This window comes from Actinophytocola sp., assembly GCF_036402745.1.
Taxonomy (GTDB): domain Bacteria; phylum Actinomycetota; class Actinomycetes; order Mycobacteriales; family Pseudonocardiaceae; genus Actinophytocola.
In genome coordinates this window covers 1-23954 of sequence record NZ_DASWSJ010000154.1, presented here as the reverse complement: position 1 = coordinate 23954, position 23954 = coordinate 1, and the positions used below count along the sequence as shown (strand labels likewise).

The following is a 23954-nucleotide window of genomic DNA, read 5'->3' as shown; positions in this document are numbered from 1 at the left end:
CCGGCCGCGCGGCACGCGACCTGCGGGTCGGCGACCGGGTGTGGCTGCGGCACACGAAGGCGGGCGAGCTGGCCGAGCGGTTCACCGAGTACCAGGTGCTCGAGGGCGACCGGATCACCCAGGCCGCGCCGACCTACCGCGGCGAAGGGCAGTGCTTCGGCTAGGTGGCTGGCGTTGTTGATGGCTCGCAAACACCTGCCACCTGGGACGCGTCCGTCAGGCGGGTCCTAGAGCTCGCCGGCGAGGTAGCTGCGGACCACGCGCTTGGCCTCGTCGATCATGTCCTGCTCGTCGAAGAGCTTGCGGCGGAAGGCGAGCGCGAGGATGCCGTCGCCGATGTCGTTGGCGATGGTGATCTGGCGGAACAGCCGCTCGACGGGCGTGCCGACCTTGGCCGCGACGAGGTTGGCGAGCTGCTCGGCGATGACCGTGTTGTTGTCCCGCTCGTCGTCGATGAACCGCAGGTCGATGACGTCGCCGAAGCGGACCCGCGCGAAGCCGGGGATGGTCCGGTACATCTCGACGTAGATGTCGATGATCGTGTCGACCCCGTGCCACCAGTGCTCGAGGTGGTCCCAGTCGAGGCGGCGGTCGATCTCGGCGGTGAAGTGGTCGAGGTTGCGCTTGGTGAGCGCCTGCACGACCGCGCGCTTGTCGGGGAAGAACTGGTAGAGGGAACCCACGGCGACCCCGGCGCGCTCGGCGATCAGCGTGGTGGTGACGCCGTCGTAGCCGAGCTCGTCGATGAGCGCGGCGCATGCCTCGAGCATCTGCTCGACGCGTTTCGCGCTGCGCTGCTGCACTGGTTGCTTTCGCAACGGAACAGAGGTCGCCACATGTACTCCTAGCTGGGGCCTACATCCATCCTGCCTTCAGGTGGCGTGGACCTCCACAAAACTTTGTATACGAAACCCCAAAGTGGTCAGAGCCCTGGTCAAAACAGAGCTACCCCGGCACACGCTGTGCCGGGGTAGCTCGGAAGTGGAGCCACGGACCGATGCTGGTCGGGGGAGGGGGAGTACAACAGCACCGGTCCGTGGAGACTTGGGGCGTTCAGTTGTATTCAGCTGAGGCGGTTGAGAACCGGCGGCCCGGTGTTCGTCGAGCTCGGGGGTGCTGACGAAGCGAACCGCCGGTCCATCAGGCGACCGCTGGCCACACAACCGTGCGGGGTCACGGGGGCCTTTGGTCGCCGGTCCTACCTGGCGCTCGCCAGCCGGCCGGGCGACGCGGACCGGGCCTTCGCCGTGGGGGCGGGGTCGGCGATCGCGTGCCTGGCGTTGTTCGGGTTCGGGGCGAGACCACCCGCCACGAGGTGTTCGTAGGCCGCCTGCCACACAGAGCAGGGCGCCTTCTGCTGACGCCACCGGGACGAGCACGCCGGGCAGTTGCCCCGGTCGTCCGGCTCGTGCGCGGCGAGCATGGCTCGCCAGCCCTCGGTCAGCCTTGGGAGTTCGGAACGGGCCACGGACAGCAGGGACGGCGCGTCTGCGCGGTTGGCAAGCTCGGAGAGCATGTCGAGCCGCTCCCACACCGCGTTGCGCAGCACCTGCCCGAGTATCTCGTCCACCGAAACCTCACCTTTCCGCCTGCTCGGCGGCCTCACGAAGCGCGGTACGCAGCTGGCCGAGCTGGCCAGTGGTCAGTACCGCGGTTTCGCCCGGCGGTCCTACGAGGACCACCCGATTGCGTTCGACGAGCACGGTGAGGCAGCGTTCCCTGTTGACGACGTCCCCGCAGTTGATCCGCCAGACCTGGCGGCCAAGCGCGGAGCCGTGGAGGTCGCCGCGATGGTCCGCGGTGCCCCGGTCCTCGCCTGCGATGTGTCGGGCTGGCGCCGGCGCTGCGGTCACGGCTGTCCTCACCAGTTCCACAGTCGCTGATTCCCTCCGTGCTCGTACGCTTACAACCAACTACATTGGTGCCTGAGAACACAGATTGGTGCGTCATAGCGCCGATCGGCGGTCGTCCCACGGTGAGCGGTCGCTGGACTTCGGTCGGACCGATCAGGTTCACCGATTCGGACTTCTCGTGGCTTGTGAAGTGCGCATACATTGCTGCTGACGCCCAGCGGACTGTGAGGGGGCGGAATGAACTCCATCGGATCTCAGAGCTCTTCCGTTACATCGGATGCATGGGAAGACCAGGAGATGCGACCAGCGCTCGCGGCGCGGGAGGTCAGCACGATCTACAAGCTGCTGCGACGTAGAGGCGTGTCACAGCGCCAGATCGCGGCGATGACCGGTCAGTCACAGTCCGAGGTGTCGGAGATCCTCAAGGGTCGTCAGGTCATGGCCTACGACGTCCTGGTGCGGATCGCCGACGGCCTGGGTGTCCCTAGGGGATACATGGGCCTCGCGTACGACGAAGTCACGGCCGCCCGAGTGGCCGGGACGCGCGAAGCCCCGGAGGCTGAGGAGCCGGAGAACGTGAAGCGTCGCAAGTTTCTTGCGCATGCCGCCGCGGTCGCGGTGGGTGCGCATGTACTCGGCGCGGACTCAGGATCGTGGGTGTCCAACCCCGTGTTGACCCCCGCTCCTGGTCGGATCGGAATGACCGATGTCCGCCAGGTCGAGGCGGCCACCAGAGCGCTCCGCTCGCTGGACTACCAGTACGGCGGGGGGTTCTGCCGGGACGCCGTCGTCGCCCAGCTCTCGTGGGGACAGCAGATGCTGTCCGCGTCCGGCTCGGACGTGGTCAAGCAACGCCTGCACGTGGCACTCGCGGACCTGCACAACCTGGCCGGTTGGACCTCGTTCGACATCGGACTGATCGACTCGGCGCGCAACCACTTCGGGCGGGCTCTCGAGCTCGCCAAGGCAGGGGACTCCAACCAGCTGGTCGCCAACATCCTGTACCGGATGGGCCGGGTCTACCTGCACAAGGAGGCCCCGGACGACGCGTTGAAGATGTTCCAGCTCGGCCAGATCGCCGCCCAGGAGTCGGGCTCCGAGCTGGCCGTGGCGGTCATCTGCGCCAACCAGGCCTGGGCCTACGCGATGATGGGCCACGAGGACCAGACCATGAAGCTCATCGGCCGCACCCGCGACGAGTTCGCCAGAGCCAACGCGGGCGAGGCCGAGGACTGGGTGAAGTTCTTCAACGAGGACGACGTCTACGCCATGATCGGCACGGTGCACACGGTGCTGGCCCAGCAGGTGGACGCGAAGCACACCAAGTACGCCATCCCGGCACTGCACCGGGCCATCGGCTCCTACGGCGACGACATGGCCCGGAGCAAGGCGTTCAACCTGAGCTTCCTGGCCACCAACCACTTGCTCGACGGCGACATCGACCACGGGGCCAAGATCGGCCACCAGGCCGTCGACCTCGCCCAACACCTGAAATCCCGGCGCGTCAAGGACCGCCTGCTGCCACTCAAGGCCGAGGCGGACAAACGGCGCAACTACACCGACGCCCGGGAGCTGTCCGACACCATCAGCAGGTTCTACGACGCAGACGTGTCCTGACTCGACAAGGCAGCACGATGACCGCGACGTCCACGTCGGACATGGCCCCGGGCCGCGGCGGTCAGTTCTCCCCCGACAACCTCGCCGAGGCCCTCACAGCCGTGTGTGCCGCGGCCGGCCTGGACCCGGCCGGTGCGCGGTTGCTGCGGTGCACCAACAACGCGGTGTTCGAGCTGGCCGGCGTGCCGGTCGTGGTGCGGATCGTCGCGTCCAACGCGTTGCGCCACCGGGTCGACAAGGTCGTCCGGGTGGCGACCTGGCTCGCCGCGCACGACCTGCCGGCCGTGCGGCTGGTGCCCGGCATCGTCCAGCCGGTGGCCGCCGGGGAGTACCTGGCCACCGTCTGGGAGACCGTCCCGCACGGCGGTCGCAAGGCCCGTGGCCGCGACCTCGCCAAGCTGCTGCGCCTGCTGCACGAGCTGCCCGAGGCTTCTTTCCCGCTGCCCGCCTGGGAACCGCTCGACGACGTCCGCAGGCGCATCGGCGAGGCGGACGGGCTGGGCGCCGCCGACCTGGCGTTCCTGCGGGAGCGGTGTGACGAGGTGAGCGCCCGGCTGGCCGCCGTCGAGTACGTGCTGCCGACGTCGCTGCTGCACGGCGACGCGCACCTGGGCAACCTCATCCCGAGCCCGGCCGGGCCCGTGCTGTGCGACTTCGACTCCGCGAGCCTCGGCCCGCCGGAGTGGGACCTCACCCCGCTCGCGGTCGGCGTCGTGCGGTTCGGCGAGCCGGCAGGGCGCTACCGCGAGCTGGTTCGCTCCTACGGGTTCGACGTCACCCGCTGGGAGGGCTTCCCGGTGCTCCGCGAGGTGCGTGAGCTCAAGCTCATCACCAGCGTCCTGCCCATCCTGTCGAGCCGGCCGGAGGTGCGGCCGGAGCTGTTCCGCAGGCTTGCCGACGTCCGGCGGGGCGACCGATCCGCCAGATGGGCTCGTTACACCTGACCCGTTCGGCCCAACTCGGGTCCTCTGTGTCGTAACACTGCGTGGCCGGCGTACGAAGTCCTGGGTGGACATGCCGTGCTCACCAGGGCGTCTTCGCAGGTCACGTCGGATTTCACCCCTTCGGGTGACAGGCCGGAGTGGACGTTCCTGATTGGCACGCTACGCTCGGTTGAGGTAAGCCTCTCCCGTTCCCCGAACGAGGTGGTTCATCCCGGTGGCTAGGCGCAGGCAGGTGACCAGATCGAGTCGGCGCGCACGGCGCGCGCTGGCATCGGCGCGCGTGCTGGACCAGGTGGTGGCCGACCAGCTGCCCCTCGTCGCGCGGCTCCCCGAGGCGCACCGGCACAGGGCCGCCGACTTCCTGGCCGAGCTGGTCATGCTCTCCCAGGCCTACCGCCATCACGCCGCCGGCTGGATCACCCGCCGCGAGCTCGAGCGCAGGGGCGTCGGACACGTGTCCCGGATCGCGGTCATCCGCCGCCGGTCGAGCCTGTCGTCGGCGCAGTTCACCGAGCAGGACTGACCACTCGCCGCCAGGTAGGTCCGAGAGACCGGCGACACCCTGTGGTTCGGTACACACCAGCCGTCGGCACGACGAGCGGTCGTTGCGGCCGTTCGCCGTTTCCGAGGGGCTGTTCGTGCAACCGATTCCGGCGCGAGCGAGTAGAAGCCGGCCGGTACCGGCTATGCGACCGGGGCGCGGCTGAGCACCACCGCGAAACCGAACGCGAGGCCCATCACCGACAGCTCCAGCGCCGCCCAGCCGAGGAGCGCGGTCCGCTGGTGCCGCACGATCCCCGGCATCAGCCGCCAGCGGATGTTCGCGCCCAGCGTGGCGAGCAGGCAGAGGCAGGTCAGCTTCAGCAGGATGAGCATGCCGTAGCCGGTGCCGAAGAGGGCGTCGACCAGAGCCTGGCTCGCGGTCAGCTCGACGACCGCGTTGAGCAGACCGGTCGCCGCCACCACCGCGAGGCAGACGGTGGCGAGCCGGGAGAACCGGGGCAGCGCGGTGGCCAGCAACGTCCGGTTGGTCGCGAGCAGCACCACCACGGCGCCCAGCCCACCGGTCCACGCCACCGCGCCGAGCACGTGCAGCTCCAGCGAGATCATCGTGAGGTCGCGCCACTGGAAGTTGGTGGCGTGCCCGGTGACCGGAAGCGGCAGCAGGCCGAACAACGCGACCGCGGTCCGCAGCTCGGCCGGCACCGACTCGCCGAACCGCACCGACCCGAGGCCCAGGCCGAACGACCCCAACGCCACCACGGCGACGAACACCAGCGCCTTGCCCGCGCCGACCTCGGCCACGTAGTCGACCACCGCGGCCGGCGAGACGCCCGAGCCCGGGTTGACCTCGGCCGTCTGCATGACCAGCGTCAGCAGCGCGGCGAGCGCCCACGCGAGCGCGGCGACGGAGGCCGCCCGCCGCGCGCCGCCCAGCACCAGCTCGGCGTGCTTGGGCCGGTCGTAGCCGATCAGGATCGGCAGCAGGTTCAGCCCGGCGGTCGCCACGGCGGCCAGGTCGAGCAGCACCCGCACGACCGGCAGGCCGTACCGGACCACCGAGTCCGGCTCGGTCACCCCCGGCACCGGCTGGGCCGCGGTCAGCGTGAGGCCGATCGTCATGCCGGCCAACGCCGCCGCGACCAGCGCGGTGACCAGGTGGAACCGCGCGGGCGCGGTGGTCCGGGCCCGGGTCATCGCGGCTGCTTGCCCCCGATGCGCAGGGCCACGACGAGCCCGGCGCCGAGCAGCACCACCGCACCGGCGATCCACACCCAGATCGGCAGGCCGCTACCGCCGCCGGACGAGCCACTCGCGGCACTGCCGCTGGTGCCGCCGGCGTTCGACAGGCCGGTGGCCGGGCTGCCCTTGCCGGCCGTGGCCAGCGTGAACATCACCTCGCCGGTGACCGGATGCCCGTCGGCGGAGACGATCCGGTAGGCGATCCGGTAGTCCCCGGCCGGGCCGAGCTCGTGCAGCGGCGCGCTGACGACGTTGCCCACGACCACGACCGGACCGGTGGCCCAGGTGGTGTTCCCCGGGCCGCTGACGGTGATCGTGTTGAGCCCGGTGCCGTCCTGCACCGGCTCGTCGAACGTCAGGTGGACCGTTGGCGGGCTCTGCGGCACGGTGGTCTGGTTGGCCGGGTTGCTGCTGATCAGCGTGTTGTGCGCGAACGCCGGGGTGGCCAGCCCCACCAGGGCGAGGCAGGCCACCGCGACGACGAGGGCGAGCTTCCTCACTGCTCGCCGCCGACCTTGTTCGCGGCCACCGCCCGGCGGGCCCGCAGCGTGGCGCCGACGCCGAAGCCGAGGCCGAGCGCGCCAACCACGAGACCCGCGCCGCCGAGCCAGCGGGCGGTGTCGTCGCTGGTCGACGTGGTGGCGGCGGTGTTCTCGACGCCGTGGGAGTCGGCGGCGGGTGCCGCGGGCGCGTGGTGGTCGCCGCTCGCGTCGGCCGCCGCGAGCGCGACGACCGGGGCCGGGTGCTCCGGCTCCGCGGCGCCCTCGGCCGGCGGCGGCGCGTCCCACTTCACGACCTTGTTGCCCTCGTAGGTCTGGGTCGTGGGCATCACCAGTTGGTCTGTCTCGGGCAGCGGGCCCACGGAGAGCTCGAACTCGGCGAACTCGCCGGGGTTGATCCGCACGCCGGGGTTGGCCGTCCAGGTGACCGAGCTGGCCGCCTCGGTGATCGTGGCTCCGTGCGACTCGATCGGCTTGGCCAGCTTGGTCTTGATGACGGAGGCCTTCCAGCCCTGCACCGCCTTGGGCCGCACCGAGCTCATCGGCGCGTCGGCGGGCAGGGCGACCTCGAGCTTGATGGTGCCGGCGGTCGGCTCCTCGTTCGGCACCCGGAAGGTGATCTTGCTGTAGCCGCCCTGCGCGGCCGACTCGCCGATGATGTTGGCGGTCACGTGCGCCGACGCGATGCCGCTGCCGAGCAGCAGGACCGCGCCCGTGGCGACGGCGATGCCGACGGTCGCGCCGGCCTTTCTGAACCCGTTGGTGGACATACCTGAAGTGGCTCCTGAAGAGAAGGTGGGTGAACGACGCACCGCGTCGGTACGTCGCTGGGGTTTGCCGGTTCAGGAGCGAGCGGGTGGGCCGCGCCGGGGACTGACCCGGCGTAACAGCACTTCGAGCAGCGGCCCCGGCCGGGCCGGGACGCTCGTGGAGACGTACTGGAGCGCGGCCCGCGGCGGGGCCGGGCACAGCGCCTGGAGCCGGCCGGCCAGCCAGGCGGCCGCCGCGCCGACGGCGGCGAGGGCCGCGTCCGCGCGCAGCAGCAGGACGGCGGACGCGAGCGTGGCGACCACGTGCGTGGCGAACATCAGCCAGCCGTTGACCGGCGGCGGTTCGAGCATGTGCAGGTGGGAGCTGCCGGCGATCTGGGTGAGCAGCATGTGCTGGGCGGCCTGGGTGACCCCGAGCACGCCGACCAGCGTGAGCAGCCCGCCGCGCCGGGCGAGTGTGGCGCCACCCCAGGCGAGGACGGTGGTGAGCAGGGCGGTGAGGGCCGCGTCGGACAGCGTCCCGCCCGCGGTTCCGTGCGCGGCGACGGCCAGCGCGGCGGAGCACGACGCGAGGAGCCAACCACGTGCGCCGTGCGCACCGTCGGTCGTCCGTCGGCCCATGTCTGCCTACCCTAGGCGGCCGGTCCGGCCGAGGAACCGCCGTCTCGGCGAATGGTCGTCCCGGACGGTTGTACTGCGCAATCGAGGACAATCTGGTCGCGTTGAGCGCAACAATGGCTACGCAAAGCTTGCTTCAAAGGTCAACTTGCGCCACCGTGTGCTGCCAATGGCACCCGGCGGGGCGGAGGTGACCAGAGGTGAGCCTCTGGGAGTTCATCGGTGATCGCTGGTCCCGGCTGGGCATCGAGGCCTACCAGCACGCCAGCGTGGTCATCCAGTGCACGATCATCGCGGCGGCCATCGGCGTGCTCGTCGGCGTCGCGGTCTACCGCAGCGCCCTCGGCTCCACGATCGCGACCGCGCTCGCCAGCACGGTCCTCACGATCCCGTCGTTCGCGCTGCTCGGCCTGCTCATCCCGGTGGTCGGCCTCGGCGTCGCGCCCACGGTCACCGCGCTGGTGCTCTACGCGCTGCTGCCGATCGTCCGCAACACCATCGTCGGGCTCGGCGGCGTCGACGCGGCGGTGACCGACGCGGCCAGAGGCATCGGGATGAACCGGGTCGCGGTGCTCACGCGAGTGGAGCTGCGCCTGGCCTGGCCGGCGATCCTCGCCGGCATGCGGGTCAGCACGCAGATGCTCATGGGCATCGCCGCGATCGCCGCTTACGCCAAGGGGCCGGGGCTCGGCACCGAGATCTTCTCCGGGCTCAACCGGGCCGGCAGCGCCAACGCGCTCAACCAGGCGCTCGCCGGCACCCTGGGCATCGTCGTCATGGCGCTGGTCATCGACGGCCTGTACCTCGTCATCGCACGCCTCACGACCTCGAGGGGGATCCGTGGCTGAGACCACCGGCGTGGAGATTCAGCTCGAAGGGGTCACCAAGCGCTATCCCGGCCAGCGCGAGCCCGCGGTCGACGGGTTCACCATGAAGATCAACCCCGGCGAGATAACGATCTTCGTGGGGCCGTCCGGCTGCGGCAAGACGACCACGATGCGCATGATCAACCGGCTGATCGAGCCGACCGGCGGCCGCATCACGATCGGCGGCGAGGACGCGCTGTCGCTCAACCCGGACGACCTGCGCCGGCGGATCGGCTACGCGATCCAGCAGGCGGGTCTCTTCCCGCACCTCACCGTCGCCCAGAACGTCGGCGTCGTGCCGCGCCTGCTGGGCTGGGACAAGCGGCGGACCAGGGCCCGGGTCGAGGAGATGCTCGACCTCGTCGGCCTGGATCCGGGCGAGTTCCTCGGCCGCTTCCCGCGCCAGCTCTCCGGCGGCCAGCAGCAACGCGTCGGCGTGGCCAGAGCGCTCGCCGCCGACCCGCCGGTGCTGCTGATGGACGAGCCGTTCGGCGCGGTCGACCCGATCACCCGCGGCAACCTGCAGGACGAGCTGATGCGGCTGCAGGCGGAGCTGCGCAAGACGATCGTGTTCGTCACCCACGACTTCGACGAGGCGGTGAAGCTCGGCGACCACATCGCGGTGCTGGGTGACCGGTCGCGGATCCTGCAGTACGACACCCCCGAGGCGATCCTGGCGAACCCGGCCGACGACACGGTCGCGGGGTTCGTCGGCGCGGGTGCCTCGCTCAAGCAGCTCACGCTGCTGCGGGTGCGCGACATCGAGCTGAGCACCGAGTCGGCCACCGCCACCGAGGACGAGTCACCGGCCGAGGTCCGCAAGCGGCTGGAGGCGAGCGGCAAGACGTTCCTGCTGATCCTCGACAGCCAGCGGCGGCCGCTGCGCTGGGGGCACATCCGCCAGGTCAGCGGCGACTCGCTCGCCGGGGTGGGCACGCCGGTCGGCGACCGGGTGAGCACCCAGTCGACGCTGCAGGACGCGCTCGAGGCCATCCTCACCGAGGGCGGTGACGCGGTGGTCACCGGCAGCCGCGGCGAGTACCTGGGCACGGTCCAGCTGGACACCGTGGTCGCGAAGATCCGCGAGCTGCGTGCGGAGCACACCTCATGACCGCGGTGACCGACGCCGTCCTCTCCGTCGAGTCGGGCTCGCGCCGGGCCGAGGTGCTGCGCCTGTTCGTGCAGCCGATCGCCGCGGTGGCGCTGGTCGGCGGCGTCCTGACGTGGGCGTTCAACTCCGATCTCGACGCCATCGAGGTGGTCACGCTCAACTCGGCGACGCTGCTCAAGGCCACCTGGGAGCACGTGCTGATCACGCTCGCGGTGACCGTGCTGGTCGTGGCGGTGGCCATCCCGCTCGGCGTCGTGATCACCCGCCGGTGGGCCAGGCGGATCGCCCCGGTGTTCACGGGCATCGCCACCATCGGGCAGGCCGCGCCGGCCATCGGCGTGGTGGTCCTGTACTTCCTGTGGACCTCGCAGGAGGGACTGTGGGCGGCGGCGATCCCGCTGGCGTTCGTGTCGCTGCTCCCGGTGCTGCGCAACACGATGGTCGGCATCCAGCAGGTCGACCCGGCACTCGTCGACGCGGGCCGCGGCATCGGCATGTCGTCGTTCACCGTGCTGCGCCGGGTCGAGCTGCCGCTGGCGGTGCCGCTGATCCTCGCGGGGCTGCGGACGTCGCTGGTGCTCGCGGTCGGCACGGCGACGCTGGCGTTGTTCGTCAACGGCGGCGGCCTCGGGTTCGTGATCGACACGGGCTACAAGGTGGCGCGGACGACCGTGCTGCTCACCGGTGCGGCGCTCGCGGTGGGCCTGTCGCTGCTGGTCGACTGGCTCGGCGCGCTCGCCGAGCGCTACCTCGGACCGAAGGGGCTGCGATGAGGCGCCTCGCCGGCCTCCTCGCGGTCTGCGCCCTGCTCGCCGGGTGCGGCCTCGACGCGGCCTACAAGCTGCCGTTCGACGTGGGCCCAGGGTCGATCCGGCCGGTGCCGGCGCTCCACGGCGTGTCGATCACCGTGGGCTCGAAGAACTTCACCGAGCAGATCCTGCTGGGCTACATCGCGGAGGTCGCGCTCACCGCGGCGGGCGCGGACGTCCAGGACATGACCAACATCCAGGGCTCGCCGAGCGCGCGGCAGGCGCTCGAGGTCGGCGACATCGACCTGTACTGGGAGTACACCGGCACGAGCTGGATCAACTTCCAGCAGCAGACCGTGCCGATCCCGGACGAGCGCGCCCAGTACGACGCGGTGAAGAAGGCCGACGCGGAGCGCTTCGGCATCGCGTGGCTGGACTACTCGCCGGTGAACGACAAGTACGCGCTGGCGACGACCCGCGAGTTCGCCGACAAGTACAAGCTGCGGACGATGTCGGACATGGTCGCGCTGCTGAAGAAGGACCCGTCACTGGGCACGATGTGCATGGAGTCGGAGTTCATCAGCCGCCAGGACGGCCTGCTGGGCGCGGAGAAGACCTACGGCTTCAACGTGCCGGACCGCGACATCAAGACCTTCGGCGTCGGCGCGATCTACGCGACCCTGGCCGGCGGCCGGACCTGCAACTTCGGCGAGGTCTTCACCACCGACGGCCGCGTGCTGACGCTCGACCTGGCCGTCCTGGAGGACGACAAGAAGACCTTCCCCCAGTACAACGCCGCGGTGACGGTCCGCACGGAGTTCCTCGACCGCTACCCCCAGCTGGCCGACGTCCTGGAGCCGGTGTCGGCGAAGCTGACGAACGAGGTCATCCTGGAGCTGTCGGTCCGGATCGACGGCGACGGCGCGGACCCGGCCGTCGTGGCCCGGGACTGGCTGGTGAAGGAAGGCTTCGTGACGAACCCGTCCGCCTGAGGGAGGAGTCCACAGTGGACACCGCGGGTCTCGAGCGGCGGCTGGCCGGCAGCGTGGCCGGGCAGGTCAGCTTCGACGCCGGGACCAGGGCTCTGTACACAATGGACGCCTCGAACTACCGGCAGGTGCCGCTCGCCGTCGTGGTCGCCGACTCCGCCGAGGACGCGGTCGCCGCGGTGCGGGCGGCCCGCGAGTTCGACGTACCGATCGTCCCGCGGGGCGGCGGCACCAGCCTCGCCGGCAACGCCACCGGCGGCGGGCTCGTGCTGGACCTGTCCCGGCTGAACAAGATCCACGCGATCGACCCCGGGACCCGCACCGCGCGGATCGAGCCGGGGGTGATCCTCGACGACCTGCGGGCCGCGGCCGCCGAGCACGGCCTCACCTTCGGCCCGGACCCGTCGACGCACAGCCGCTGCACGCTGGGCGGCATGATCGGCAACAACTCCTGCGGCGCGCACTCCGTCGCGTGGGGCACGACCCTGGAGAACGTCGAGGAGCTGGACGTCCTGCTCTACGACGGCACCCGGCTCACCGTCGGCCCGGCCACCGCCGAGGAGCTCGACCGGCGCGCCGCGCTGCCCGGCCGCGAGGGCGAGATCCACACCGCGCTCCGCGACCTCGCCGGCGCCAACCTCGCCGTCCTGCGCACCGAGCTCGGCAAGCTCGGCCGCCAGGTCTCCGGTTACCCGCTGCACCAGCTGCTGCCGGAGAACGGCCGCGACCTCGCGAAGGCACTGGTCGGCACCGAGGGCACCTGCGTGGTCGTACTCGGCGCCACCGTCCGGCTCGCGCCGGTGCCCGCGACCCGGGTGCTGCTGGTGCTCGGCTTCCCGGACGACATCGCCGCGGCCGACGCGGTGCCGGCGATCCTGCCGCACGGCCCGCTGACCGTGGAGAGCATGGACGAGCGGATCCTCGCGCTGCGCGACGCCCGCAGCGCCGACCACCGGCCGGACCTGCCCGAGGGCGGCGGGTGGCTCTTCGTCGAGGTCGGCGGCGACGACGTGGCGTCGGCCACCGCCGCGGCGGCCGCCATCGCGGCGGAGCTGGCCGTGCCGCACAGCGTCTACACCGCGCCGGCCGAGCAGCGCGCGCTGTGGCGGCTGCGCGAGGAGGGCTCCGGCATCTCGACCCGGATGGCGGACGGCGCGGAGGCGTGGCCCGGCTGGGAGGACACGGCGGTGCCGCCCGAGCGCCTGGGCGCCTACCTGCGCGAGTTCCGCGCGCTGCTGGACAGGCACGGCCTGCGCGGGGTCACCTACGGCCACTTCGGTGAGGGCTGCATCCACATCCGGATCGACTTCGACCTCGTGCACGACGACGGGGTGGCCGCGTTCCGCCGGTTCATCGAGGAGGGCGCGGACCTCGTCGCCCGGCACGGCGGGACGCTGTCCGGCGAGCACGGCGACGGCCAGGTGCGCGCGGAGATGCTGCCGCGCATGTACTCGCCGGCGGTGATCGAGCTGTTCGAGCGGTTCAAGGCGATCTGGGACCCGGCCGGGCGGATGAACCCGGGCATGATCGTGCGCCCGTACCGGATCGACGAGAACCTGCGGTTCGCCGCGCTGAAGCCGCTGCCCATGGTGCTGTCGAAGGGAACCGAGTTCGGCTACCCGCACGACGGCGGCGACTTCGCCCAGGCGATGCGGCGTTGCGTCGGCGTGGCGAAGTGCCGCAACCACGCCGGCGACGGGGCCGTGATGTGCCCCAGCTTCCGGGTCACCGGCGAGGAGAAGCACTCGACCCGCGGCCGGGCCCGGTTGCTGTACGAGATGCTCGCCGGCGAGGTGGTCACCGACGGCTGGCGGTCCGCCGAGGTCCGCGACGCGCTGGACCTGTGCCTGTCCTGCAAGGGATGCGCGAGCGACTGTCCGGTCAATGTGGACATGGCGACGTACAAGGCGGAGTTCCTGCACCACCACTACGCGCGGCGGGTGCGGCCGGCGTCGCACTACTCGATGGGCTGGCTGCCGGTGTGGCTGCGGCTGGCGTCGCGGATGCCGCGGCTGGCCAACGCGACGATGTCCGTACGCGGGCCGGCCGCGTTGCTCAAGCGGCTGGGTGGGATCGCGCCGGAGCGGTCGCTGCCGACGGTGGCGCGCCGGCCGTTCACCCGCTTGCCGCGGGGGTCCGCCGGTTCGGGTGGGCGGCGGGTGGTGCTGTGGCCGGACACGTTCACCAACTTCTTCGCGCCGGAGATCGGCATCGCGGCGGTGCGGGTGCTGCGGGCGGCGGGCTTCGACCCGGTGCTGCCGGCGGGCTCGGTGTGCTGCGGGCTCACCTGGGTGTCGACCGGCCAGCTGACGAGGGCACGGAAGGTGATGCGGCGGAGCCTGCGGGTGCTGGAGCCCGAGATCGAGGCCGGTACCCCGGTGGTCGGCCTGGAGCCGAGCTGCCTGTCGGCGTTGCGGGGGGACGTCCCCGAGCTCACCGGCGACGGCCGCGCCGTAGCGCTGGCCGCGCAGAGCTTCACCCTGGCCGGCTTCCTGGCGGAGCACGCGCCGCGGTGGTCCCCGAAGTCGGTGCCCCGCACCGCGATCACCCAGGTCCACTGTCACCAGCACGCGACCCTGGGTTTCGACGCCGACGCGGCCCTGCTCGCCCGGGCCGGCGTGGCCGCCAAACGTTTGCCCTCCGGGTGTTGTGGCCTCGCCGGGAACTTCGGCTTCGAGCGCGGTCACTACGAGGTGTCCCAGGCGCTGGCCGAGCAGACCCTGCTGCCGGCGGTGCGCGAGGCGTCCCCGGAGACCCTGGTGGTGGCGGACGGCTTCAGCTGCCGCACCCAGGTCGAGCAGGGCAGCGACCGCCGAGCCGTCCACCTGGCCGAGGTCCTCGCCGAGGGGCTGCCGTGATCAGCCGACTCTCAGCGGCTGCGTGATCGGCTCGCGGGGTGCCGCGAGCGGCAGCGTGACCGTGAAGCGGGCGCCGCCCTCGCGGGCCGGGCCCGCTTCGATGGTGCCGCCCATCCGGGTGACCAGCCCGTGCGCGAGCGCGAGCCCGACCCCCGTGCCGACCGGCCGGACACCCGCGTACCGCGAGTGCAGCACCCCACGCGCGAAGGCGGCCTGGTAGTCCTCTTCGGACAGACCGGGCCCCCCGTCGCGGACCTCGAGCACGGCCGCGCCCGGTATCGCGTGCAACGCCAGCACGATGGGTGCCCCGGCCGGCGTGACGCGCAGCGCGTTCTCCGCGAGCCCGTCCACGACCTGACGCAGCCGCCGCGGGTCGGTGTGCACCGGCACGGGGTGGGCGGGCGCGTCGACCGAGAACGTCACGCCCGCGGCCGCGCACCGGCTCCGCCACACCGTGGCCGACTCGGCGACCAGCACGGTGAGGTCGACGTCGACGAGGTCCAGCCGGAAGTCGTCCGCGCCGAGCCGGGCGAGGTCGAGCAGGTCGGACACCAGCCGGTTGAGCCGCCCGGCCTCCTGCCCGATGACCCGGCCGACCTCGGGTACCTCGTCGCCGGTCACCACCCCGTCGGCGAGCGACTCGGCGAACCCGGTGACCGCGGTCAGCGGCGTGCGCAGCTCGTGGGAGACGGAGAGGAGGAACTCCCGCTGCCTGGCCTCGCTGTGCGCCAACGCGTTGGCGAGCGCGTTGATCGACTCCCCGACCTCGACGAGCTCGCGTGGTCCCTCCGGCGGCACCCGCAGGTCGCGCCGCCCGTGGCTCATCGCCGACGCCACGGCCGCCGTTCGCCGCAAGGGCCCGGCCAGCCGCCGAGCGAGCAACCAGCCCGCCCCGGACGCGACGAGCAACCCGATCCCCAGCGCGAAGACCACGTTGCTGATCAGCCGCCGCCCGGTCCCCTTGGCCGTGGCGACCTCCCCGACGAGCGCGATCGCCCGCCGCCCCTCGATGGCCCGCCCCTCGACGAGCAGCACCGAGCCGTTCACCCGAGCGCTCCCGTGCAACGGCCGCGCAGCGGTCACTCGTCCGATCCCGGCCCGCCGCGCCGCCTGCACCGCGGCCTGGTCGTCCCCGACGAGCCCACCCGACGCACCCTGCCGGACGACGGACACGCCCTGGCCTTCGAGGATCTCCTTGAGCCGGGGCGCGAGCACCCGAGCATCGACGAGCTGCGCGGCAACCACGTCGGCCTGATCGGCAAGCGTTTGCTGCGTCAGCTCCCGAGACGCCGTCGCCACAAGCCGAACGGCGATCCCCCCGGCGACGACCGCCATGACCCCGGCGACCGCGAGACACAAAGCAGTGGTCCGAACCGCCAACGACGACGCCCGCTTCACGACCGCACCACCACGAAGCCACCGCCCGCAGACGAGGCGACGGCCACCGGGACAGCGAGGGAGTGCGTCTCCGGCAGTCGAGTGGTGACGGGAGACAGCTGTGCCGCCGGTTGGTCTGGAGTCGGGCCGTCGGTGTGGTGGCCGTTGGCCGGGCGGTGAGCGGCGTGGGTCGGGTGTTCGGGGGCGTCGGGTGGGTGGGTCATGGGTTGTCCGCGGAGTAGCCGACGCCTCGGACGGTTCTTATCGGGCTGCCTTCGCCCAGTTTGGCTCTGAGCTGGGCGATGTGGACGTCGACCGTGCGGGTGCCGGATGCTGTTTCGTAGCCCCAGACCATGCTGAGCAGCTGGGCTCGTTCGAAGACCTGGCGCGGGCGGCGCATCAGCGCTGCGAGCAGGTCGAACTCCGTGGAGGTGAGCGCCACCTCGACGCCGTCGGTCCACGCGCGGCGTTCGGACAGGTCGAGCCGGGTGCCGGCCACCTCCAGGATCTCGGTGGCCGGGGGGCCCGCCGCGCGGCGGAGCACCGAGCGGACCCGGGCCACCAGTTCGCGGGGGCTGAACGGCTTGGTGACGTAGTCGTCGGCACCCAGCTCCAGGCCCAGCACGCGGTCGACCTCGTCGTCGCGGGCGGTGACGAACAGGACCGGGGTCCAGTCGTCCGCGGACCGCAGCGTTCGGCATACCGCGATGCCGTCGAGCTTGGGCAGGCCCACGTCCAGCACCACGGCCACCGGGCGCAGGCGGCGCACGGCCGCGAGCGCCGCCTCGCCGTCGGTGGCCACGTGCACCCCGTAGCCGTCGCGCCTCAGGTAGCGGCTGACCAGGTCGGCGATGGCGGCGTCGTCCTCGACCACCAGCACCAGACCGCGCTCATCCGGCATCCATCACCTCCGCCACCGCGACGTCATTCGTTCAGCTCGGACTCGATGCTGCTCAGGGTGGACTCGACGTCGTTGAACTGTTGCTCCACCGAGTCACCCGAGCCCCCCGAGCCACCCGAGCCGCCGCTGCCCGTGTCCTGGCAGCCGGCGCCGAGCAGCAACACGGGTAACGCGACGAGTGCGATTATCCGGGCCCGCGTCACGTCGCCCCGCAGTGCTGGGCGCGGAAGTCCGTCGCCCACTTGTTGATCTGCTTGAGCTGCTCGACCCGGCCCTCGCGGCGGTCGGCGCGCTCCTCCAGCAACCGCGCCGACGTGTCGCGGCCGGCGCCGCGCTCCTTCTCGGCCCGCGCGCGCAGCCAGGCGGCCGACCCGCGCACGTCCGCGCCGCCGGTGATGCGCTCGACGAGCTTGCTGGTGCGCTTCTCGACCTTGGGCAGCCGCTGCTCGCACAGCCGGGTGACCTGCTCGGGGCTCAACGTGATGGTGACGGGTGCCGGCGGCGAGGACGACGGGTCCCCCTGCGCGACCGCCACCGCGGCACCGCCGAACAGCACCGTCCCGACCACCGCGCCGCCGACGACGACCTTTGACGTCCGGTTCATGTCGCTCCTCTCGTGGGTGTTTTCGACGAGACCCACCGTGCCGGGAGGAGATGTGGACGTTGCGAGGGTTGTGTTCGGATCGGGTAAGGGCTACAGGCCCAGTCGCGTGAGGAGGCGCTGCTCGAGCTCGTCCAGCTCGGTGGCCACCGCCTTGTGCGCGGCCTTGCGCCGCGCGGACGGCATCCGCTCGGCGGCCCGCACCGCGGCCGCGAGCTGGCGCAGCGTCGTCTCCGACTTGTCCGCGAACGTGCGGTCCTCGGCCGTGCCGTCCGGCTTCTCGCGCAGCTCGCCGATCGCCTCGGCGGCGCCGGTGATGCGGGCGTGCAGCACGCCGCCCTTGCCGGAGAACTGGGCCAGGTCACCGACCGCCACGCCCATCCGCCGGGCACGCAGGCGATCGAGCCGGTCCCGCGCCTCGCCGAACGCGCGAAGCACGACAGGCGCGACGAGCGGCACGACGGCAGGCCCGAGGATCTTGGCCACCGCGAGCGCGTTCTTCGCCTTCTTCGGGGTGAACCGCGGGTCGCCCGGCACGACGTCGGCCGCGCGCTTCCTGAGTGCCATGCGATGAACCTACTGGGCAGGTTGGCGTGGAGCACGCCGGCTACCTGCCGTGTTCTGTCGGTGGGTCCGCCTAAACTGCGAATCGTGACAACTTCGGTGCTCCTCGACGCTGGCGTGGTAACTCGATGCCGGCGGCGAGTGCACCTCGAGCACGACCCCACCATGGTCGACGCGGTCACCGCGCCCCCCGATCCCACCGCTGAGCAGCGCAAAGCCGACGCCACGGCGCACCGCCGGTCCATCGCCGACGAGATCGCCGGCCTGGTCGGCGCCGGCTGGACCGAGATCCCGCGCGGCCCCGACCACCGCGGCGCCGAGCGGGAGCAGGCCACCCTCGCCGCCATGGCCGCCCGCGCGCCCTACATCTGGGCCGCCCAGCTCCCGCGCGACCACCCGGCCGGCCGCCGCGGCGCCGTCGACCTGCTCGTCGCCACCGACGGCGGCTACGTCCCCGTACTGGTCGTCCGGCACAAGGTCAGCGACCCCGGCACCGGCGCGCAGACCTCGCCGCTGGCCAGCCCGGTGCCCTCGGCCCGCGCTCAGGATCCCGCCCGCCGGATCCGCCCGCAGCCTCGTGACCTGCTCAAACTCGCCCACACGTACCGGCTGCTCGAGGCCTGTGGCCGGTCCGACGGCTCGGCCCTCGGCGGTGTCGTCGGCCTCGACGGCGAGGTCGTGGTCTGGCACGACCTCGAGGCGCCCACCTGGCCCGGCGGCCGTGGCGCGCTCGCCGAGTACGACGCGCGCTTCGCCGATCGCCTGGCCATCGCCACCACGGCGGCCGCCGGCGGTGAGGCGCTCGCGCAGCCGTCCCGCATCGTCGAGTGCCGCACCTGCCCGTGGTGGCCGGTCTGCCAGGTGGAGCTGCAGGGCGCGCGCGACGTGAGCCTGGTTGTCCGCGGCGAGGAGGCGGCCACGCTCCGGGCGGCCGGCGTCCGCACGGTCGACGACCTGGCCCGCCTCGACCCCGACGACGAGTCGCTGCCGCCCACCGGCATGCCGCTCACCGACGCGGTCGGCCTGGCCAAGGCGTGGCTCGCCGACCTCACCGTGGTCCGCCGCATCCCCGACATCAGCGTGCCGCGGGCCGACGTCGAGGTCGACGTCGACATGGAGAGCTTCGGCGACGCCGGCGCCTACCTGTGGGGCGTGTGGCTGTCCGGGGAGGACGTCGACGAGCCGCACGGATACCGCGCGTTCGCCTCCTGGGAGCCGCTGCCCACCGATGACGAGGCCCGGTCCTTCGCCCTGTTCTGGCAGTGGCTCATGCTCATCCGGCTGCGCGCCCGTGCTCGCGGGCTCAGCTTTCGCGCGTACTGCTACAACGAGCTCGCCGAGAACCGGTGGCTGCTGTCGTCGGCCAAGCGGTTCGCCGGCAAGCCCGGCATCCCCACCATCGAGCAGGTGCAGGCGTTCATCACCTCGGACGCGTGGTTCGACCTGTTCGGCAGCGTCCGCGACCACTTCCTGTGCTCGCGCGGCAAGGGCCTCAAGACCATCGCCCCCGCGGCCGGCTTCGCGTGGCGCGACGCCGAGGCCAGCGGCGAGAACTCCATGCGCTGGTACCGCGACGCGGTCGGCATGGACGGCTCGGCCCCGGACGACGGCCAGCGTCGCCGGCTCCTCGAGTACAACGAGGACGACGTGCACGCCACGCTCACGCTGCGCCGGTGGATGACCTCACCGGCTGTCAACGAGATCCCTTATGTGGGCGACCTCTAGCGGGGACCCATCCGCAGGGCGCCGTCCATGCGGATCACCTCGCCGTTGAGGTAGTCGTGGGCGATGATCGTCAGCACGAGGTTGGCGTACTCCTCGGGCTTGCCCAGGCGCTTCGGGAACGTCACGCCTTCGGCCAGCGTCGCGCGGATGTCGTCGCTCACCGTGGCCAGCATCGGCGTGTCCACGATGCCCGGGGCGATCGTCATCACCCGGATGCCGGAGGAGGCGAGGTCGCGCGCCGCCGGCAGGTTCAGGCCGATCACGCCGCCCTTGGACGCCGCGTACGCGACCTGGCCGATCTGGCCCTCGAAGCCGGCGATGGACGCGGTGTTGATCGCCACGCCGCGCTGGCCGTGCTCGTCCGGCTCGGTCCGCGCGATGGCGGCGGCCGCCAGGGTGAGGACGTTGAACGTGCCGATCAGGTTGATCTCCACGACCTTGCGGAACAGGCCCAGGTCGTGCGGTCCCTTGCGGGACAGGATCCGCGCGGACGGCCCGATGCCGGCACAGTTCACGACCACGCGCAGCGGCACGTCGGCGCTCGACGCGGTCTCGACCCCGGCGGCGACCTGCGCCGGATCGGTCACGTCCGCGGCGACGTAGGTGATCCCCTCGACGGACGGCGCCTGCTCGATGGCCACCGGCAGATCGAACGCGAAGACGTGCGCGCCGTTCTTGGCAAGTGCTTGCGCCGTCGCGCCACCCAGTCCCGAAGCACCGCCCGTGACGATCGCCGCGGTGTCGCTGATCTGCATGCCCGTCCCCTTTCTCGGCTACCGCAGAGAGGTTAACGGGCGTTCAGCGGCGTCCCCGAGTGGCACTCGTCACCCGAGCTCGCCGGCCAGCAGGTCCATCAGGAGGCCGTCGTGCCAGCCGTTGCCGTCGTGGTCGCGCTCGTAGTGGCGCATGACGCCGACGGGCCGGAAGCCGACCGACGCGTAGCACTTGATCGCCGCGTCGTTGTCCGCCGCCGGGTCGATCACCAGCCGATGGTGGCCGCGGTCGCGGATCAGGTGACGCGCGACGGTGCGAACGGCGTCCCGGCCGATACCCCGCCCGTGGATCGCCGGGTCCAGGAAGATGTCGATCGACGCGTGGCGGTACCCGGGATCCTCTTCCTCGCCGTACTGGATCATCCCGCGTACCCGCTCGTCGACGAGCACCGTGAAGCACGTGACCTCGGGGTCGCCCAGCGGCCAGCCCGGCTCGGCGTCCGCGTCGCCCCAGCGGAGGTGTACCTCGGGCGTGCGGAGGATGCGCCGCAGCTCCGGCACGTGCGCCGGGGTCACCGGCACCAACTCGATCAGGTCACCATGCAGCACCCAGGCACGCTAGCCGTTGCCGTCCGGGTTCCGTCCAGTGAAATTCAGCAGCAGCACGAGGGGGACGGCGGCGAGGAGCGCGAGGAGCACGAAGAGCCCCGCGACGGCGAGGAGTTCCATACCAAACACCCTGCTACCAGGGCTGCCGCGGGCGAATCCGCCATCAGAGCTGTTCTCCGGTCCGACCGGGGGATGAGACGACCTCACCCTCAGCGACGACCCGGCGGCCAAGAGCCGAGGTCAACGCGGCGCGGCGGGTGGGTGGAGGTCAGCGGCGGCCCGGTGGGCAGATCTCGTCCAGGGCCGTCAGGTCGTCGGGGGTCGGATGCCATTGGGTGGCGCTCGCGTTGGCCATTGCCTGCTCGGGAGTTGTCGCGCCGGCTATCACCGAGCCGACCGGTCTCTGGGCGGCCAGCCAGCCGATCGCGACCGTGGCCATGGTGATGTTTCGCTCCTCCGCGAACGCGCGCAGCTTCTCGATGCGGTCCCACGGGGCGTCCGCGAGCAGGCGGGTCCGGCCGGCCAGCCGGGCGTTCGCGGGTGGCTCGACGTCGCGTTGGTACTTGCCCGTCAGCAGGCCGTTGGCCAGGGGGAAGTACGGCATCAACCCCAGGCCGAACCGGTCGCACGCCGGCAGTACGTCGCGCTCGGCCTCGCGCTCCAGCAGCGAGTAGTGGTTCTCCGCCGCTATGGGCGCGGCGAGGTTCTGGGTTCGCGCGATCCACGCCGCGTCCGCCACCTGCCAGCCGGCGAGGTTGCACACGCCGGCGTAGCGGATCAGGCCGTCGCGCACCAGATCGTCCAGGGCGTTGAGGGTTTCCTCGATCGGGGTGTTCGGGTCCGCCCGGTGCAGCTGGTAGAGGTCGATCCAGTCCGTGCCGAGCCGGCGCAGGGACGCCTCGACCGCGCGCTTGACGTAGCGCCGGGAGCCGCGGGCGCCGAAGTCCGGACCGTTGGCGCCCTGCATGTCCACGCCGAACTTGGTGGCGATCACCGCGTGGTCGCGCCGGCCGGACAACGCCTGGCCCAGCAGTTCCTCGCTGCGGCCGCGCGGCGCGCCGTAGACATCGGCGACGTCGAACAGGTTGATCCCGGCGTCGATCGCGGCCCCGATCAGCGCGCGGGAGCCGGCCAGCGACTCCGCCGCGGTCCCGGGCCTGCCGAGGTTGTTGCAGCCGAGCCCGACGACGCTGACGACCAGTCCGGATTCACCCAGGTGACGCAATTCCACTGGATCAACCTACTAAGCCGAGTGGCCTCGATCTAGCTGCCAATCGGTGGGTATTGGCTGCTCCTCGCCGTGCGGTAAGGACGTGCGGTAATCGCGGTTACCGACGACACGGCGACCGAACCGCCGGGGGGCGGTGTGATCCGGGCGCCGGTGAGGCACGCTATGCGCCATGAGCAGTGAACCTGATGGCGAGAAGCCGTCGGCGTCGACCTGGATCGCCGACCACATCTCCAGCCAGGTCGGGCGAACCTTCGTGGTCACTGGGGCCAACAGCGGACTGGGGCTGGAAACCGTGCGCGCCCTCGGCGCCCTCGGCGCGAACGTGATTCTCACCGTTCGCGACGAGGGCCGGGGCATCCGCGCACTCGACGAGCTGCGCGGGGAGCAGCCGGAGGCCCGCTTCGAGGTCAGGGTGCTCGACCTCGCCGACCTCGACTCGGTCCGCACGTTCGCCGACACCGTCGAGGAGATCGACGTACTCGTCAACAACGCGGGCGTGATGATGCCGCCGCGCGGCACCACCAAGCAGGGCTACGAGTTACAGCTCGGCGTGAACCACCTCGGCCACTTCGCGCTCACCGGGCTGCTGCTGGACAAGCTCGCGCAGGGCGAGGACGGGCGGGTCGTCACGGTCAGCTCCACCCTGCACAAGCGCGGCCGCATCCACTTCGACGACCTGCACGGCGAGTCCGCCTACTCGCGCACCAAGTTCTACGCCCAGTCCAAGTTCGCCAACGTCGTGTTCGCGCTCGAGCTCAACCGCCGGCTGCGGGCCAACGCCATCCCGATCCGCAGTGTGCTCGCGCACCCCGGCTACTCGGCGACCAACCTGCAGTCCTCCGGCCCGACCGGCGTCGGCAAGCTGATGATGAAGGCCACCAACAAGTTGTTCGCCCAGGACGCGATGATGGGCGCGCTGCCACAGCTGTACGCGGCGACCGGCGCCGACGTGGAGAGCGGCCAGTTCTACGGGCCGGACGGGCGGGGGGAGTCGAAGGGCTTCCCGACCGTCGTCGAACCGCTCGACTCGGCACGCGACCGCGAGCTCGCCAAGCGGTTGTGGGACATCAGCGAGGAGCTGACCGGGGTACGGATACCGCTGGCGCCGTGACCCTCGCTGGTGGCGAGGCGCACCGACGAGCACTCCCTACCAGCGGGCTCAGGTGTCGGAGGGGTCCGGCCGGGAGGGCCGGTCGTAGAGAGCGGCGGTCAGCCGGGCCAGGAACACCAGGGCCACGACCGTGACGACCAGGATCTGCACCCACATGCTTGCCTCCGGATATGTCGGTCGGTGCATGCGACCCCTGCGATGGTCGATCCGTTCCACCCGAGGAGCTGGGACGCCGCCCGGGACACGCCGGGCGGGATCGCCCGTTCGGACTAAGGCCTGTCTCGTAGAACATCGTGCGAAGTCCTGCGCCGACCACCGGAACCTCAGTCGGTCAACGCGCCACGGGCCGGCGGGACCCGTGGTTATGCTGGCCGGGTGAGCGCCCAGACCGACGACAGACGGCGTGCCGAGTCGGCCGGTCTGCTCCCTCCCGTGCACGAGTCCCAGCTGCCCACCGAGCACGCGCTCTACCGCCCGCGGCACGGGACGCGGCAGCGCACCGCG

At 71.7% G+C, this 23954-nt stretch carries 25 protein-coding genes and 1 pseudogene; 11 read left to right on the top strand and 15 right to left on the bottom strand.

All coding sequences use genetic code 11. The features are described 5' to 3' along the window. Window positions 1-164, top strand: a pseudogene (locus VGD70_RS15250) (amino acid deaminase/aldolase); the annotation flags it as partial. A gap of 63 nt (window positions 165-227) precedes the next feature. On the opposite strand, the gene VGD70_RS15245 reads toward VGD70_RS15250, so the two are convergent. The 3 genes from VGD70_RS15245 to VGD70_RS15235 form a co-directional block, all read right to left on the bottom strand. Next, the gene (locus VGD70_RS15245) at window positions 228-818 is read right to left on the bottom strand and encodes a TetR family transcriptional regulator (RefSeq protein ID WP_414637971.1); all 591 of its coding nucleotides are present in this window, start codon (window positions 816-818) and stop codon (window positions 228-230) included. Between the two features lie 380 nt (window positions 819-1198). Next, window positions 1199-1570: a hypothetical protein gene (locus VGD70_RS15240; protein ID WP_331082103.1), complete on the bottom strand. Its 372-nt coding sequence runs from the start codon at window positions 1568-1570 to the stop codon at window positions 1199-1201. A 7-nt stretch (window positions 1571-1577) separates the two neighbouring features. Next, a complete protein-coding gene (locus VGD70_RS15235) occupies window positions 1578-1823 on the bottom strand; it encodes a hypothetical protein (protein WP_331082105.1) in 246 nt (81 codons plus the stop codon). A 267-nt stretch (window positions 1824-2090) separates the two neighbouring features. Between VGD70_RS15235 and VGD70_RS15230 the strand changes: the two genes are divergently transcribed. The 3 genes from VGD70_RS15230 (at window position 2091) to VGD70_RS15220 (ending at window position 4937) form a co-directional block, all read left to right on the top strand. Next, window positions 2091-3470 (top strand): helix-turn-helix domain-containing protein, encoded by a 1380-nt coding sequence (locus VGD70_RS15230; protein ID WP_414637970.1) that lies wholly within the window; start codon window positions 2091-2093, stop codon window positions 3468-3470. A gap of 17 nt (window positions 3471-3487) precedes the next feature. Continuing rightward, window positions 3488-4414 carry an aminoglycoside phosphotransferase family protein gene (locus VGD70_RS15225; protein WP_331082101.1) on the top strand — a complete coding sequence of 309 codons (927 nt, stop codon included), beginning with the start codon at window positions 3488-3490 and terminating at the stop codon, window positions 4412-4414. Window positions 4415-4646: 232 nt separating this feature from the next. Beyond that, window positions 4647-4937, top strand: coding sequence for a hypothetical protein (locus VGD70_RS15220; RefSeq protein ID WP_331082100.1), 291 nt, complete (start codon window positions 4647-4649; stop codon window positions 4935-4937). 161 nt (window positions 4938-5098) lie between these two features. Here VGD70_RS15220 and VGD70_RS15215 read toward each other — a convergent pair whose 3' ends face one another. The 4 genes from VGD70_RS15215 to VGD70_RS15200 all read right to left on the bottom strand — a co-directional run bounded on the left by VGD70_RS15215 (window position 5099) and on the right by VGD70_RS15200 (window position 8048). Next, window positions 5099-6112 (bottom strand): copper resistance D family protein, encoded by a 1014-nt coding sequence (locus tag VGD70_RS15215; RefSeq protein ID WP_331082099.1) that lies wholly within the window; start codon window positions 6110-6112, stop codon window positions 5099-5101. Next, complete coding sequence (locus tag VGD70_RS15210) at window positions 6109-6657, bottom strand: copper resistance CopC family protein (RefSeq protein ID WP_331082098.1); 549 nt, start codon at window positions 6655-6657, stop codon at window positions 6109-6111. The genes VGD70_RS15215 and VGD70_RS15210 overlap by 4 nt, the downstream gene beginning before the upstream one ends. Continuing rightward, on the bottom strand, window positions 6654-7427 hold the full coding sequence (locus tag VGD70_RS15205; protein WP_331082097.1) for a YcnI family protein: 774 nt from the start codon (window positions 7425-7427) through the stop codon (window positions 6654-6656). Before VGD70_RS15205 ends, VGD70_RS15210 begins: the two co-directional genes overlap by 4 nt. 72 nt (window positions 7428-7499) lie before the next feature. Then, window positions 7500-8048, bottom strand: a complete 549-nt coding sequence (locus VGD70_RS15200; RefSeq protein WP_331082096.1) for a hypothetical protein — start codon at window positions 8046-8048, stop codon at window positions 7500-7502. 197 nt (window positions 8049-8245) lie between these two features. Between VGD70_RS15200 and VGD70_RS15195 the strand changes: the two genes are divergently transcribed. From VGD70_RS15195 to VGD70_RS15175, 5 genes are all read left to right on the top strand, one after another. Beyond that, window positions 8246-8893 (top strand): ABC transporter permease, encoded by a 648-nt coding sequence (locus VGD70_RS15195; RefSeq protein WP_331082095.1) that lies wholly within the window; start codon window positions 8246-8248, stop codon window positions 8891-8893. Continuing rightward, window positions 8886-10022, top strand: a complete 1137-nt coding sequence (locus tag VGD70_RS15190; RefSeq protein WP_331082094.1) for an ABC transporter ATP-binding protein — start codon at window positions 8886-8888, stop codon at window positions 10020-10022. The genes VGD70_RS15195 and VGD70_RS15190 overlap by 8 nt, the downstream gene beginning before the upstream one ends. Beyond that, on the top strand, window positions 10019-10795 hold the full coding sequence (locus VGD70_RS15185) for an ABC transporter permease (RefSeq protein WP_331082093.1): 777 nt from the start codon (window positions 10019-10021) through the stop codon (window positions 10793-10795). The genes VGD70_RS15190 and VGD70_RS15185 overlap by 4 nt, the downstream gene beginning before the upstream one ends. Next, entirely contained in the window at window positions 10792-11763 is a 972-nt protein-coding gene (locus VGD70_RS15180; protein ID WP_331082092.1) for a glycine betaine ABC transporter substrate-binding protein, read from the top strand. The genes VGD70_RS15185 and VGD70_RS15180 overlap by 4 nt, the downstream gene beginning before the upstream one ends. Window positions 11764-11864: 101 nt before the next feature. After that, window positions 11865-14618 carry an FAD-binding and (Fe-S)-binding domain-containing protein gene (locus VGD70_RS15175; RefSeq protein ID WP_331082104.1) on the top strand — a complete coding sequence of 918 codons (2754 nt, stop codon included), beginning with the start codon at window positions 11865-11867 and terminating at the stop codon, window positions 14616-14618. On the opposite strand, the gene VGD70_RS15170 is transcribed toward VGD70_RS15175, so the two are convergent. The 5 genes from VGD70_RS15170 to VGD70_RS15150 all read right to left on the bottom strand — a co-directional run bounded on the left by VGD70_RS15170 (window position 14619) and on the right by VGD70_RS15150 (window position 18064). Then, window positions 14619-16016 (bottom strand): HAMP domain-containing sensor histidine kinase, encoded by a 1398-nt coding sequence (locus VGD70_RS15170; protein ID WP_331082091.1) that lies wholly within the window; start codon window positions 16014-16016, stop codon window positions 14619-14621. It lies immediately after the preceding gene. Between the two features lie 199 nt (window positions 16017-16215). Next, entirely contained in the window at window positions 16216-16896 is a 681-nt protein-coding gene (locus VGD70_RS15165; RefSeq protein WP_331082090.1) for a response regulator transcription factor, read from the bottom strand. Between the two features lie 23 nt (window positions 16897-16919). Beyond that, window positions 16920-17099, bottom strand: a complete 180-nt coding sequence (locus VGD70_RS15160) for a hypothetical protein (protein ID WP_331082089.1) — start codon at window positions 17097-17099, stop codon at window positions 16920-16922. Next, window positions 17096-17500: a hypothetical protein gene (locus tag VGD70_RS15155; protein ID WP_331082088.1), complete on the bottom strand. Its 405-nt coding sequence runs from the start codon at window positions 17498-17500 to the stop codon at window positions 17096-17098. The genes VGD70_RS15160 and VGD70_RS15155 overlap by 4 nt, the downstream gene beginning before the upstream one ends. A gap of 90 nt (window positions 17501-17590) precedes the next feature. Continuing rightward, window positions 17591-18064 (bottom strand): DUF6474 family protein, encoded by a 474-nt coding sequence (locus tag VGD70_RS15150; RefSeq protein WP_331082087.1) that lies wholly within the window; start codon window positions 18062-18064, stop codon window positions 17591-17593. An 84-nt stretch (window positions 18065-18148) separates the two neighbouring features. Here VGD70_RS15150 and VGD70_RS15145 point away from each other — a divergent pair, with 84 nt between their 5' ends. Beyond that, window positions 18149-19786 carry a TM0106 family RecB-like putative nuclease gene (locus VGD70_RS15145; RefSeq protein WP_331082086.1) on the top strand — a complete coding sequence of 546 codons (1638 nt, stop codon included), beginning with the start codon at window positions 18149-18151 and terminating at the stop codon, window positions 19784-19786. On the opposite strand, the gene VGD70_RS15140 is transcribed toward VGD70_RS15145, so the two are convergent. The 3 genes from VGD70_RS15140 to VGD70_RS15130 all read right to left on the bottom strand — a co-directional run bounded on the left by VGD70_RS15140 (window position 19783) and on the right by VGD70_RS15130 (window position 22339). Further along, the gene (locus VGD70_RS15140) at window positions 19783-20541 is read right to left on the bottom strand and encodes an SDR family NAD(P)-dependent oxidoreductase (protein WP_331082085.1); all 759 of its coding nucleotides are present in this window, start codon (window positions 20539-20541) and stop codon (window positions 19783-19785) included. The genes VGD70_RS15145 and VGD70_RS15140 overlap by 4 nt on opposite strands. Before the next feature lie 69 nt (window positions 20542-20610). After that, on the bottom strand, window positions 20611-21108 hold the full coding sequence (locus tag VGD70_RS15135) for a GNAT family protein (RefSeq protein ID WP_331082084.1): 498 nt from the start codon (window positions 21106-21108) through the stop codon (window positions 20611-20613). Window positions 21109-21376: 268 nt separating this feature from the next. Further along, entirely contained in the window at window positions 21377-22339 is a 963-nt protein-coding gene (locus VGD70_RS15130) for an aldo/keto reductase (RefSeq protein WP_331082083.1), read from the bottom strand. Window positions 22340-22508: 169 nt separating this feature from the next. Here VGD70_RS15130 and VGD70_RS15125 point away from each other — a divergent pair, with 169 nt between their 5' ends. Beyond that, the gene (locus VGD70_RS15125; RefSeq protein WP_331082082.1) at window positions 22509-23450 is read left to right on the top strand and encodes an oxidoreductase; all 942 of its coding nucleotides are present in this window, start codon (window positions 22509-22511) and stop codon (window positions 23448-23450) included. Window positions 23451-23954 lie beyond the last annotated feature (504 nt).